This is a genomic window from Bartonella sp. CM86QHHN (genome assembly GCF_042194695.1).
GTDB lineage: Bacteria > Pseudomonadota > Alphaproteobacteria > Rhizobiales > Rhizobiaceae > Bartonella.
Genome location: NZ_JBHIND010000026.1, coordinates 1 through 13,893, shown reverse-complemented (window position 1 = coordinate 13,893; position 13,893 = coordinate 1). Strand labels below are relative to the sequence as shown.

The window sequence follows — 13,893 nt, the reverse complement described above, 5'->3', positions numbered from 1 at the left end:
TTTATCAGAAGTCACGCATGACAAAGCACCCTATTGTTGAGCCTTTACTGTCTGCAACATCTGCATTATCTGCTCTGTCCCCACATTATCCCCCATCTGCGCTGAGGCATTTTGCTCTTCTTGAAAAGAGTTTTGCGCCTTTATCGCAATTTTATGAATAAGTGAAGCTGGTAAAGGCGAATAGCGTAAGAGATCGAGCATAATCTCAGGCGTTGTAAAATTTTGCATCAAAGGCAGCAATTGCATGATCAGTGCAAAAGTACGCTCTTTTTCATTAAGACTTGTTGGTGCATCATCCACGACAATATCATATTCCAAGCTTGTCACCATTTCGCGTGTCAGCGGCACATACTGGGCATTTTCATCACCAGCAATACGCACCAACCGCCCATCGGACAGATAATTTTGAATAAGATAGAGAATAATTTTTCCCTGTCGTTGCCGATATCGACGCAACCCATCAAAAAAGGAAGCCAAAAGATTAAGTGACGATTGTCGCCGTTGTTGTTCAAGAATGCCAGGCTGATTGACAGCTCGCGTCCCAATAAATTCAGAAGACAACCCCGTCACCTGTTCGAGTGCGCTCTTTGCTTCATTAAACAATTGGAAAAACCCTTGCGGAAATTGCGCCACTGGTTTAGGCTGGATTCTTCCGCCAGACACAGCACCACTTTTCAACCAAGTAATACTATCAGCTCTAGCCCAACTCTCGACGGCTTGTCGATCATCATCAAAAGCATCGCGTTCTGCCATAATGCCGCCTTTTGATTGGCTATTGAGCAAATGCATTACTTGACTAAAATATTTGTTTGCCCACCGTTGCGGATCTTTTGTAGGGCGCACAATTCCGTAAAATTGCCGACTTAACTTATCAAAAGTACCGGTAATACACTCCCATCCCAATTGATTGGGTGGAACCAAGGGCTTATCAGGCGCTTCAAGCAGCTTTCTACCTAAAAATGCCCGTTTGACAATTTTTCTGTTCAACCTTGTTGCTTGAACATGAGGAAAGGTTTTGCTTAAATTTTGGAAATCCTGCTCTGAATAATCGACAAACCTTCCACTTAGAGGCTCGAGAACTTTATAAACCACCTCGCGTTCAAACCAGCGACATTCTACCAATGTCACCATTTTAGGACGTTGATAGCCGCTCCCCTCTTCTCCTTGATACCCCCTCTCGGACTGATAACTTTGTGTCATCCCATCGCTGGTTGAATGTAAAAAACTCTGATGTTTAACCCAATCAGCATGAAGATCGCTCCAATGAACATTGGGAAACATTTCCTGCGCTACAGCAAGAGGTTTTTCATCAATATACCATAAGCGTTGTGCATCAATGAGATTAGACTTAACAGCACTTGCATCCCACACCATTTTCATCGGGTCTAAACGTGCAATGATTGGTTTTCCTTGGGGATCTTGTTCATAATCAAGGCGTGTATCTGTCCAGCCCATGCCGCAAATAATTGCATCTTGAAAGGCATCGGAATCTTCGTATTCACCGTCGGCTTCATCACGAAACCACTCAGCCGCCCCTGTCAAAATCTGGTTTGCAAAGGCAGCCCCTTCTTGTCGTGGGATAAATTGCACTTGCCTTTTATTATTGCGCTCAGCCCCAATCACGGCATTAATTAAAGGCGCAATACGGTTAAAAGTCATCACGGGTCTGTTTTGTTCGTGCAAGACGGCAAGGTCTTGCTCATTCCATTGCCGTCCATTATAAAAATCGTAATCTTCCTGGGCATTTTTTCGCCATTTTTCGACATGATCAATATCATCCTGATACCAACCCACGAGTTTTTTAAAGAGAGCTTGATTTTCAAGCGTTTCGATTTGATTAAAAGAAGAATCTGTAAACATATTCATTAAAAAGCCATCCATGAAGTTTGAGAATGGTGAAACGAGCGATAAGATTTTTTTCGCGCTTTAGCATTTGGTTGTTCATAAGCCACACACATCAGTCCAAAGGCATCGGCCCCATGGCTAGCCCAATCATGTTCAGCGCCTAGTCCGATATTGCGCTGTTCATCACGCTTTTCATGATACCAAGCAAGCGCTTTTCTGCCCGCACATGTCGTTTCACGATTAAACCATAGTGCAGGAAACAACCGCCGTACGGCTTCGATACGCATTTTCACAGCGCCTGTTCCTTGGTTAGGAATTATTTTGGTTTGAAAACCGGCTTGTTGAAGGGCACTTTCAAAACTCACATTATAGACACGATCTTTTGTTGCGCCATCATGAGGCAAAACCATAAGAGCCTTTTCATATCCCCTTTGAAAGACCCAGCCCACATGCTCTGAGAGAGGTTGTCCTTGGGCTTCATAATAATCGAGCACTCGGATTTCCCGTCCAACAAATTGCGCCACCCACAATGCGGTAGCATCGGCCTTTGCGCCTGTTCCCCCGATATCCCAAAAGATTCTCACCTGCATCAAAGGGTCCCGTGGAACAGTGGTAATCCGCCCTTCCATCTCGGCTTCGAGAAGACATTTCTGATAATAAGCCCCTTGGACAGCTTGGAGATATTCGCCTTCCCAAATATGGTTATACTGCTCTGGTCTTTGCTGCAAATCGTCCATTCGATCACGATTGAGTTTTTCAGGAAATTGCGGATTATCACGCCAATTGATTTCCACCCCTTTGATATGAGGATTATCGACATTTCGGAAACGTTTTTCCACGGCTGCATTTTCATGGCATGGGTTCCATGTCACCCATAATTCTGCATTCCAATCTTTTCCTTCTTCGCGCAAAGTTGGAATAAGTGTTTGCCAAGCAGTTTCTGTCACGGGCTCGGCTTCATCGACCCAACAAAGGAAAACGCGCCCCATTGATTTAATACTTGCGATATTGCGATCAAGCCCAGCAAACACATAGACGATCCGTCCATCTTTTGACTTAATATATTTATCGCCGATTTCATAATAGTCTTGTAAAAAAGGATAAGACTCGATAGCGCGTTTAATTTCCTCCAAAGAACTTTCATTAAGAGAATTTTGAAATTGCCGTGCACAAAGAATAATCCCGCGTTCTCCAGCCATTCCATGGCGATATCCCACCACAGCAGACATCAAAGCAAAAGAACGTGTTTTTCCAGAACCGCGTCCTCCCCAAGCGGCTCGCACATCGGCATTTCCAGTAAAGACAGGAATAAGCTTTGGAATAAGAGCCACTTGAGCCGTTTTCTGCTCAATTTTTTGAGAAATTTTCTGAACAGTTGTCATTATAAATTTTCATACTTTAGCAATAATTGCGCTGCACCCTTTTGCTTATCCCAAGTTTAATATCCCAGAGCAATTGAATGAAAAGAGCAATTGAACGAAAAACGCCCTTCTCAAAAGCAGCGCTTTATCTTTTCTTCATCCTAATATTCAATAAATTTCACTTTTTTGCATGAGGTCCCCTTGACCCCACCTATGCGCCCCAAGCCCCCAAGGCACAAAAGCCCCACCCCCTCAAACACCGCGCCTGTCATTCCCCCAACCACAAGCAAGGTATCCCCCCAACCAAATCATAGCCTCAGCACATGGCTCTCAGACATATCCAAAGCCCAACATCCTCCAAGATCATGCCTCTCAAGCATCACCAATCCTCACACTTTATCCCCCAAGATACCCCCCCAAAACACATGCATCCCGCAAGCATAACACTTCTCTCAAGTTTCATGCCCCTCACCATCAAAACACTGTTCCATATCCACCACACAAATACCCTGCACCAAACCCTCCAAGCACACGGGCCCTTACGGCATCATTCACCAAAGCCCCTTCCCAGTATCACGAGCGCCTACAAGCACGATAGCCTCCGCTTCAAGCCCCTCAAGATAGGCAATCACCAAAGCAGCCCCCTTCCAAGACATCACCCCACATCACCCACCTCAGCCTAACATTTTTCAATATCACAAGCCTCAGTTATCGAGGTATCATGCTTCTCCGGTTCACTATTTTTTGCATTCACTGGTACAATCTCAATACGCGAAACTGTTTTAACATCTCCCCCATTTCAATAACGAGAAAAGACCAAACCTTCACCAGAGGTCCAAAACAACAAATATCATCAAGCACTCCCCAACATCTTTCAGGTATCGCGCCCCTCACGCATCGCCATAAAAGCATCTTGCCCGCTTCACACAGACCACCCCAGACACCATGTACCCCCCAAAAAACACCATATGCACCGAAGTCTCCTCCAGTCCACGTCCTCATGCATCCCCCACCAAAGCCCAACAACTTCACAGCTCACACGCCTAAAGCACTCAGCCCCTCACCGCAATTTTAATCATAAGCTTTCAGACAAACATCTAGCATTCCCGTTCAAAGACAATATCCCTTAAACATCATATGCCCAACCCAATATTTTCTCGTAACTTCAAGCCTCAGTGACCAAAGCATCAAGCTTCTCCGGTTCACTATTTTTTGCATTCACTGGCACAATCTCAATACGCGAAACTGTTTTTAATATCTCCACACCTTCAATAACGAGAAAAGACCAAACCTTTACAAAAAATCCAAAACAGTAGATAACAACCACGCCCCCTAAGCATTGTACCTCTCGGGTATCAGCTCTTCAGTACACACCCCTCTGTCATCGCCCATAAAAGCCGGCATCTCGACATAGGAAGCCCAAATATCTCCCACCGAAATATTCTGCTCTCCAGTAAATGCCCAAACATCACAGCGCCTTCTTCAAGCCTCAGTTATCGAGGTATTATGCTTCTCCGGTTCACTATTTTTTGCATTCACTGGCACAATCTCGATACGCGAAACTGTTTTAACCTGCCCTTCTCCAGTCCCCTGAAGAGGCAACACTTTTGCCAGCAGCGAAAAAAAAGGAACAGGATTATTCAACGCATGATATTGAAGATAAGACACCAGCCCATCTTCACCATAGTGATATCCAGCCTGCTCCGCCGCTGTCAGAAGAGCTTCATTAAATCGCTTTGTTGTTTTATTTAAAGCCCCTTTTTTCCGCCCTCTTCGACGTAAGAGAAGACAATGTTCATCTACCATCATCATGTTCCTTCCAACTAAAGAGAAACCAAAACCTCAAACACAAAAAATGACATAAAAATCAGCAACAAAATTTGCCAAGCATTCAACAATTAAAAATGGGACACACCCAAAAAGATAAGAGCCCATATAAAGCCCAAATCCTCCGCTTCATTTTACAGATTCACATTTTTACGCTTTTACATCATTACAGAACGCAGCCAAACGAAACTCAAAAACCGCCATCCCCACGCCCCTCTGTAAACACGGGTCTGTCAACAATCTGATTTCTCGTCTATCAGATTTCCCTGCTAATTATTTCATATGGCTATCCCACACTTCAAAGAATGGTGTTTCATCAAACACGCCAGATAAGCTCTGATCTACAATTCGACTTCAAAAAGCAAATTTTCCTCTGCTGAATAAAGCTTCCACCCCGCACCGGTTTTAAACTATCATCCAACCTCTTACCCAATAAACTCCCCTACTAACATCAGATTACCGCCCCCAAGCATCCCTATTTTACAATATAACCGTATAGCAAACATTTTAATTTTTCTTGCCAATCCCTTGAAATTACTTTATCACTCAAAGGATATTTTGGTCGTCTACGCAACAACCAAGAGGGGTTAAAAGCCCTAAGCTCTAGCGTAAGAATGAACCCACTTTGTGGGTGTCCCGGGATTTCGGGAGTTTTTGCTATGTCCAGGTGTGATAAGCACTAAAAGCAAAAATGCTGACTAGAGCTCAGTACTTTACTACTCCCGGAATACCAATGCGAGGGCGCTCGCAACCGGAGGGGGGCTTGAAGTGCCAACTAAAAATCCAGATTTCGCACTTTTTTAAAAAGTACCCAATCTTATAGTCTTTGAAATTATTTTGATTTTTCTTGCCAATCTTCTGAAATTGCCTTATGAATTGATCTGTGTTTTTGATCGTCCACGCAACGGTCAAATAGGGAGTTGAAGACCCGAAAACTCGTACATGAATTTATCCCGCTTTGCGGGTATCCCGGAGTTCCGGGAGTTTTTGCTATGTCCAAGTGCTTGTCAGCACTAAAAGCAAAAAGCTGATTCGAGTTCAGTATTTTCAACCTCCCGGAATACCAATGCGAGGGCGCTCGCAACCGGAGGGGGGCTTGAAGTGCCAACTAAAAATCCACATTTCTACGACATTTCAATAGGTAAAAGAATCCGTCACAGACGCATTTCAATGGGGCTTTCTCAAAAGGAATTAGGAAGCCATTTAGGTGTCAGTTTTCAACAAATCCAGAAATATGAAAAAGGCTCCAATCGTGTAAGCGCGGGGTGTTTGCTCGAAATTGCTAAAAAACTAGCAGTTCCTATTACCTTTTTTTATACTGATATTTTTGCAGAAGAAGCTATTCCCACAAAAGAAAATGCCTTACACCACGATCAAGACACATACAGCGAAAAAGAACACGCACTTTTGAAAAACTTTAGAGAACTCAAAGTGAAAAAACAAAAAGCAATCTTGTGGTTAATTTCTGACTAGACAAAAGCACACCCATCGACATCCAACACCCTTAAAATATAAGCTTCAGATCACGACACCTCAAAGAATGCTGTTTCATCAGACATGATAGATAAACCCTGCCCTAAAATATTCCCTCACACTTTTCTCCAGTCAACCGCGCTTAACATCCCTCTTCATCCCAGCTTTCCTCGCTCCATTCACAAATGCGTCCCCTTAGTTCTCTGAACACATTCCATGTCAAGACAAAAACTTACAACGTATAAATCCTTCACTTCACGTTTACGGATTCACGTTTTTACGCTTTTCCATCTTTACAGAAAGCAGCCAAACAAAATTTCAAACCAGCCCACCATTCAATAAACAAGTGTCTGTTAACAATCCCACTTTTTATCGAGCACATTGCATTTGGGCAACCACCTCTCACCACCCCTCAAAGAATGCTGTTTCACCAGAAACGGACAGATAACCCCTACCCTCCAATATCCAGACACTCTCACAAAAAGCAGCGTATAAATTGATACGCTTGAAGGTCCATCGACGGCATATCCTTGCCTCTAATGCCCCCATCTCACCCTACCTCAAATGACAATATTTTACGGCATAAGGCATAAGGCATAAGGCATAAGGCATAAGGCATAAGGCATAAGGCATAAGGCATAAGGCATAAGAAGATAATGAGATAATTTTTAAGATACAAAAAAATGCTCTCATTTTCCAAATCTTTTAATTGTTCTTGCCAATCCCTTGAAATTACTTTATCACTCAAAAGGTGCCTTGATCGTCTACGCAGCGATCAATAGGGAGTTGAAGCCCGAAAACTCAAACGTTAATTTAACCCACGTTGTGGGTATCCCGGAGTTCCGGGAGTTTTTGCTATGTCCAAGTGCCATGAGCACTAAAAGCAAAAAGCTGATTTGAGTTCAGTGCTTTCAACCTCCCGGAATACTCATGCGAGGGCGCTCGCAACCGGAGGGGAGCTTGAATTGCAAACAAAAAATCCACATTTTAATGACATTTCAATAGGTAAAAAAATCCGTCACAGACGCATTTCAATGGGTCTTTCTCAAAAAGAGTTAGGAAGCTATTTAGGTGTCAGTTTCCAACAAATCCAGAAATACGAAAAAGGTTTAAATCGTGTAAGCGCGGGGTGTTTGCTCGAAATTGCTAAAAAACTAGAGGTTCCTATGAACTTTTTTTATGCGGACCTTTTAACAGCAGATATTCCCACAAAAGAAACTCTCTTACACCACGATCAAGACACATACAGCGAAAAAGAACACGCACTTTTGAAAAACTTTAGAGAGCTCCAGCCGAAAAAACAAAAAGCAATCTTGTGGTTGATTTCTGACTAGACAAAAGCACACCCATCGACATCCTTTGCCAATATCTCCCTCTGCCTAAAGCCTTGCCTGCCTGATATCACCACACCTCAAAAAAAAACCGGTTTACGGCACCGGTTTACGACATCATAGGATAACAAATACCAAAACCTTGGAAAAACATCCCACCCCTCTCACAGAATTTTATCAAGAGATCTCTTCTGATTTAAACGCACAATTCCGATTGTATCATTATGATACCTTTTTACATTTACCTTGTCAAGTTTTTATATTTTTCTTTTTATATTTTTGTGTTTTTCTTTAAGGGAGCCACATCCCTCAAAACACTTTTCCAGCAAAACGTCTCTCATAAAAAACACAATGTCCAAAACAACAAGAGCTAAAATAGGATTTCCCCTCTAAATAGGCTTTCATTGTATTGCTCATTCACCCACTTATTAAAAAAACACCTCTCAATGCTTCTCACACCCATTTCACGGATATCCCCCATACAAATATAGACGCAAATATAATTGTTAAATTTCGCATAGAATATAAAAGCCAACCACAGTTTTTATCTCTTCACATCTCTTTACACATCAGCTCTGCAATCTGTTCACAGCTATTCCAAAACTCTTCTCTCTAGCCAACACACGAACAGCACTCTTCATTTCCCTCCATTCACACACTCTTCACCTCCCCAATCCTTCTCACCCCTCGACACCATGACAATATATTGATTTATAAGAAATAATTTAGCATTATTGATACTGATTAAGAGTTCCAAACATCGTAAGATTCTCTCATTTCAAATCCCTCCCATGTTGAATCAATCAAAATCACTCGCTTGCACGTCAAAAGCAGGGGAGAGCCCGTATGGATAAAAAACGATTAAGAAAGGAATAAAATGGCTCTTATGAACCGTCTCAAGTGCCAAGGGCTGTAGCCAACACCCACGAGCTAGCACAAATATAATGATAGTGCCGGCTTGCTCTTTTATGAAGAGTAAAGATAGGGGTGCTCAATGGATCTATCATTATACCATGACAAAAAAATGCACAATACACAAAGCACAAATCCTCCGCATCATTTTACAGATCACCGTTTTTACGCTTTTACATCTTTACAGAACGTAAGCCAAATAAAATTTCCACATCACCACTCCGCACCGCTCTGCAAACACTGGTCTGCAACAATCTGATTTCTCGTCTATCAAATTCCCCTGCTGATTATTTCATATGGTTATCACGACACCTCAAAGAATACCGTGTCATCAGACAAGACTGATTAAGCCCTGCCCTCAAATATTCTCCACACACTCTTCTCCAGAAAACGCACTTAACACCCCTCTTCATCCCAACTTTCCCCGCTCCATTCACAAACGCGTCCCCTAGTTCTCTGACCACATTCCATGCCATGATAAAAGCCCACACAAAGCACAAATCCCTCACTTCATTTTACAGATTCACATTTTTACGCTTTTACATCTTCACAGAATGCAGCCAAAGGAAACTCCCAAACCACCACGCGACAATTTGATAAAAACAAAACACCTTTCCAACAATCTCAAACAACAGATTTCTGTAAAGAGTTCATATGAATTTGATTGTTTAGATCTGACTATTAGATTGGCATATAGAGCCGTAGAACAGAAAGTAATTTTCTATAAGACAGAAACGATAAAAGCGCTATATAACTGAGACAGAACATGAAGAATTGCAAACAGATAAAACGACATCTTTCTTCGTTACAACACTGAAATTGTAAACGAGACGACGAATAACTATCGTCTGAATATGCAATTTTCATATCTGCAAATTTTTATTGATTAATTTAATCCCAACACTTCCCCTGAAACACATTTCTTCATTATCTACTTTTTTGAGACAAACCGGCAAAGGGGTTTCATCTATTATAAGTACGGAAATAATAACGGGTTACTCCAACCTCATCATAAGAAACCATAGACATGATACCTGTCTTTATTGGCGTTATTTGATAAGTCAAGATTACACCATTTTGCTGTTTGTTTGGTTGATCTGTATAGATCACGTTATATCCATTCCGTCGCAAGAGATCAATAAATACAGGAGTAAAGTTGTCTTCTGTTTTATTTTTTTTCACAATAAGTGTTGTTGTAGCGGACGGTAAAGGTTTTTTAAGATTACGAACAAAATCGTTAGCAATTAATTTTACATCATCTTTCGGAATATTTGGACTGACATAACTTGATGAATAATTACTGATAGATGCACAACCAGCCACCAATACAAGCGGTAACGGAAATAAATATTTTGACATCTTAACTCCCCTATTAATTGCATTCTCTTCTGAGAAGCTCCTACACCAGAAATAAGAGCCTCCTTTCAAAGAATAGCCTTAACAACATACTGCTTTACTATCAAGCATTAGTTAATCACTTTCTCGCTTGTTAAAAAAACGACCACTATCTCTCATAGTACTCAAAGCTTATGTTTAAGACACAAAATATATATGTTAAAAGTACGAAAAAACACATGTAAAGCATATAGTATACATATAGTATATGTATACTTACTTTCATAGTGTGTTGCATTACATAAACCAACGCACAGCACCCTTCATTTCCCCTCCATTCACGAAGACACTTCCCCCCAATCCTTCTCACCCCTCCATATCATGACCAAAAACACGCACAATATATAAACCACAAATCCCCACTTCACTTTTACAGATTCACATTTTTACGTTTTTACATCTTTACAGAACAAAGCCAACGAAAGGTTCACCACCCCGTACCACTCTATAAACAAAGGTCTGTAAAGAATTCAAATGCTTGCCTAGCAAATTTCCACCACTGACCACTCATTCGTTTCAGATCACCCCCTTCAAAGAGCTGTGTTTTTACCTCATGAATAAGATAATGAGCGAACCGTCTTTAGAAAAAAGAAACGGCATGGAGATATAAAATATATCAATGGTCGTCATCGACTGTCGTGTTAAGAGGTGTTAACTCTTTATTTTTCTTAATTTTTACAACGCCAATAATTCCGGTGGAAATAATTAATGCGGACATAGCTAAAAAAGAGCTTAACAATCCCACGAGAGCCAAAAGTCCAGCAATAAAGCCAGACATTGCTTCCGCAGAGTTTGCTAAAGTTGAAAAGGTTCCAAAGCTCTTACCAAAATCTTCACGACGAGAATATAATTGAATAGCTGAGACTAAACCAATATCCACAAAGGCACCAATAAATCCTAGAACAAATGCTAACACGAGAAGGAATTTTAAATAAATTTCTGCAGCTAAGGGCATAACAAACAGAATAACCCCATAAAGAAGCCAAAATATCATGAGCTTCAACGATGTAATATTTAATATAATTTTACTATATAACAAACCACCAACAATAGTTCCAACAGCCATGAGAGAAAAAATATAACTCACAAGGCTCTCCTCTCCCCCCACAAAAAGAACAAAAGCTGGAATTAAAAATCTTAAAATAGCACCCGTAAAGAGAATAGCAAACGACGAGCCAACGAGCGTAATAAATAAATTATTATTTTCTGTAGAAATATATTTAAGATATGAAGCTGTTTCTCGATAAATTTTTATAAAATTGAATGATTTATTCTCGCTTGAATTTAAATTCATGAGATTAAATAACACGATAATAGATATAAAATAGGTAAAAAAATCAAAAATGAGTACTGCCGATTTATTTGCTAAAAAAAGCAGTATGGAACAAACCAAAGGGCCAATGACGGCTGCCGTTTCCATGATAATTTGAGCAATGCTATTGGCCTTTGTAAGATCTTTTATTGAAAACATTCTGGGAATAGCAGCTTGAAAACTTGGTTGGAAAATACTTCTTCCTATCGTTGTACATATTGCTGCAAAAATAAGAACAATGATATGTGCCGTACCTGTTATATAAGTTATAAAAACAAACAATGAAGCTAATAATCTCACAACTTCACTTAAGATCATATTTTTCTTCAAAGAAAAATTATCCGCTAACCAACCTCCTATAGGGCCAAAAAAGAGAAAAGGGATAAATCGAAAAAAATACACAAGACCTGTAAAAAAGGTGTTATCTGTTAATTCTAAGACCAGTAAAATAAAAACAACTTCATAAGCATAATCACCAACTTTGGAAATAAAGAGAGAGCAAAAAAGAGCTAATGGACTCTTTTTTAAAAACAAATTCATATCAACCATCCGATATTAAACTTTTCTACACTTAAAGTTACACTTCCTTCGATACAATTGGTGATATGAACTTCAGAAGAGTCTTTTATTCTAATAAATCGCTTAATAAGTTAAGTGAAAATTTTTAAAGAAATACTCCTCTTGATATAAGCATTTACTCTAATATCAAGTAATATCTTTAAAAAAGAAAGAATGTAAAAATTATGAGATCACAATCTGCTATATTAGTACATTGACCTCCGCCCCACGTTTCAAAGAATGAAAATTCCCAACCAGCACTAATCTACAATCCCACGTCAAAAAGCAGCTTTCCCCACAAAATAAAGCTTACACCCAACCACTTCTCAAACGACAGCACTTCGTCAGGCTCGACAAATCAAGCCCTATCTTCTTAAGCCATCCTTCACGCATCTCTTTGCAATACCCGCCTTACCCACACTCTCCTCCTATCCATGCGCACTCTCTTCATTCTCCATTCCCCTTTTTCTCTCCCATCACACACTTAACAACTGAACACCCCTCTTCCTCTAAACGTCTCCCTCCATTCACGAAGACACTTCCCCCCAATTCTCGCACCACATTCCACGCCCCCAAAAGCCCAAAGTGACCAAAAACACGCACAATATATAATCCACAAATCCCCCCACTTCACTTTTACAGATTCACATTTCTACGCTTCTCCACATTTACAAAACGAAGCCAAGGAAAGGTTTACCACCCCGCACCACTCTATAAACAATAGTCTATAAACGAACCCAGCTTTTTGCCTAGTACCCCTTACAGTCTTCAGACGCCCTCCTCAAACGACAGCACTTCGTCAGGCTTGACAAATCAAGCCCTATCTCCTCGCCATCCTTCACGCATCTCTTTGCACCAACGCCTTACCCACACTCTCCCCCTATCCATGCGCACACTCTCTTCATCCTCCATTCCCCCTTTTTCTCTCCCATCACACACTTAACAACTTAACAGCATTCTTCCTCTAAACGTCTCCCTCCATTCACGAAGACACTTCCCCCCAATCCTTCTCACCCCTCCATATCATGACCAAAAACACGCACAATATATAATCCACAAATCCCCCCACTTCACTTTTACAGATTCACATTTTTACGCTTTTACATCTTTACAGAATAAAGCTAAAGGAAAGGTTCACCACCCCGCACAGCTCTATAAACAATAGTCTATAAACGAATCCAGCTTTTTGCCTAGTACCCCTTACAGTCTTCAGACGCCCCCCCTCAAAAGAAAATGTTTCATCAGACCAGACAAGATAAGCCCAGCCAAAAATATTCACCACACACTCTAAAAAACACCTAAATGTGGAAATTGATATACTTGATATCATCCCCCCTCCAAATAACGCCGTTTTATAGCATATTGATTTTTCTTGCCAATCTTCTGAAATTACTTTATCACTTAAAGTGTAATTTTGATCGTCTACGCACCGATCAAGAGGGATTAAAGGTCCTAAATCCGAGCGTAAAAATGAACCCGCTTTGCGGGTGTCCCGGGATTCCGGGAGATTTTGCTATGTCCAGGTGCTTCTCAGCACTAAAAGCAAAAAGCTGACTCGGATTCAGTACCTTTAACTCCCGGAATACCAATGCGAGGGCGCTCGCAACCGGAGGGGGGGCTTGAAGTGCCAACTAAAAATCCACATTTTATCGACATTTTGATAGGCAAAAGAATCCGTCATAGACGCATTTCAATAGGGCTTTCCCAAAAAGAATTAGGGAGCCATTTAGGCGTCAGTTTCCAACAAATCCAAAAATACGAAAAAGGCTTAAATCGTGTAAGTGCCAAATGTTTACTGGAAATCGCTCAAAAACTAGAAGTTCCTATGAACTTTTTTTATGCAGACATTGCCACAAAAGAAGATCTTCCCACAAAAGAA

General features: G+C 40.9%; 11 protein-coding genes. 3 read left to right on the top strand and 8 right to left on the bottom strand.

The annotated features are described in order from the left end of the window. Positions 1-30: 30 nt before the first annotated feature. The 5 genes from ACFIKX_RS02720 to ACFIKX_RS02700 all read right to left on the bottom strand — a co-directional run bounded on the left by ACFIKX_RS02720 (position 31) and on the right by ACFIKX_RS02700 (position 5,015). Positions 31-1,881 carry a portal protein gene (locus ACFIKX_RS02720; protein WP_375629173.1) on the bottom strand — a complete coding sequence of 617 codons (1,851 nt, stop codon included), beginning with the start codon at positions 1,879-1,881 and terminating at the stop codon, positions 31-33. Beyond that, positions 1,866-3,227 carry a PBSX family phage terminase large subunit gene (locus ACFIKX_RS02715; RefSeq protein WP_375629170.1) on the bottom strand — a complete coding sequence of 454 codons (1,362 nt, stop codon included), beginning with the start codon at positions 3,225-3,227 and terminating at the stop codon, positions 1,866-1,868. The genes ACFIKX_RS02720 and ACFIKX_RS02715 overlap by 16 nt, the downstream gene beginning before the upstream one ends. 729 nt (positions 3,228-3,956) lie before the next feature. Continuing rightward, complete coding sequence (locus ACFIKX_RS02710) at positions 3,957-4,208, bottom strand: hypothetical protein (RefSeq protein ID WP_375629168.1); 252 nt, start codon at positions 4,206-4,208, stop codon at positions 3,957-3,959. A 163-nt stretch (positions 4,209-4,371) separates the two neighbouring features. Beyond that, positions 4,372-4,533, bottom strand: a complete 162-nt coding sequence (locus tag ACFIKX_RS02705; protein WP_375629165.1) for a hypothetical protein — start codon at positions 4,531-4,533, stop codon at positions 4,372-4,374. A 155-nt stretch (positions 4,534-4,688) separates the two neighbouring features. Beyond that, complete coding sequence (locus ACFIKX_RS02700; protein ID WP_375629162.1) at positions 4,689-5,015, bottom strand: hypothetical protein; 327 nt, start codon at positions 5,013-5,015, stop codon at positions 4,689-4,691. Between the two features lie 1,119 nt (positions 5,016-6,134). Between ACFIKX_RS02700 and ACFIKX_RS02695 the strand changes: the two genes are divergently transcribed. Together ACFIKX_RS02695 and ACFIKX_RS02690 are read left to right on the top strand one after the other, a co-directional pair. Beyond that, positions 6,135-6,506 carry a helix-turn-helix domain-containing protein gene (locus ACFIKX_RS02695; RefSeq protein WP_375629159.1) on the top strand — a complete coding sequence of 124 codons (372 nt, stop codon included), beginning with the start codon at positions 6,135-6,137 and terminating at the stop codon, positions 6,504-6,506. A 965-nt stretch (positions 6,507-7,471) separates the two neighbouring features. Then, positions 7,472-7,840 carry a helix-turn-helix domain-containing protein gene (locus ACFIKX_RS02690; RefSeq protein WP_375629156.1) on the top strand — a complete coding sequence of 123 codons (369 nt, stop codon included), beginning with the start codon at positions 7,472-7,474 and terminating at the stop codon, positions 7,838-7,840. Between the two features lie 1,872 nt (positions 7,841-9,712). Here the strand turns inward: ACFIKX_RS02690 and ACFIKX_RS02685 are convergent. The 3 genes from ACFIKX_RS02685 to ACFIKX_RS02675 all read right to left on the bottom strand — a co-directional run bounded on the left by ACFIKX_RS02685 (position 9,713) and on the right by ACFIKX_RS02675 (position 12,617). Further along, positions 9,713-10,108: a hypothetical protein gene (locus ACFIKX_RS02685; RefSeq protein WP_375629154.1), complete on the bottom strand. Its 396-nt coding sequence runs from the start codon at positions 10,106-10,108 to the stop codon at positions 9,713-9,715. Between the two features lie 652 nt (positions 10,109-10,760). After that, positions 10,761-11,996, bottom strand: coding sequence for an MFS transporter (locus ACFIKX_RS02680; protein ID WP_375629214.1), 1,236 nt, complete (start codon positions 11,994-11,996; stop codon positions 10,761-10,763). Between the two features lie 465 nt (positions 11,997-12,461). Next, positions 12,462-12,617, bottom strand: coding sequence for a hypothetical protein (locus tag ACFIKX_RS02675; protein ID WP_375629151.1), 156 nt, complete (start codon positions 12,615-12,617; stop codon positions 12,462-12,464). A gap of 1,021 nt (positions 12,618-13,638) precedes the next feature. Here ACFIKX_RS02675 and ACFIKX_RS02670 point away from each other — a divergent pair. Then, the coding region (locus ACFIKX_RS02670) for a helix-turn-helix domain-containing protein (protein ID WP_375629149.1) at positions 13,639-13,893 on the top strand (255 nt) is incomplete at its 3' end.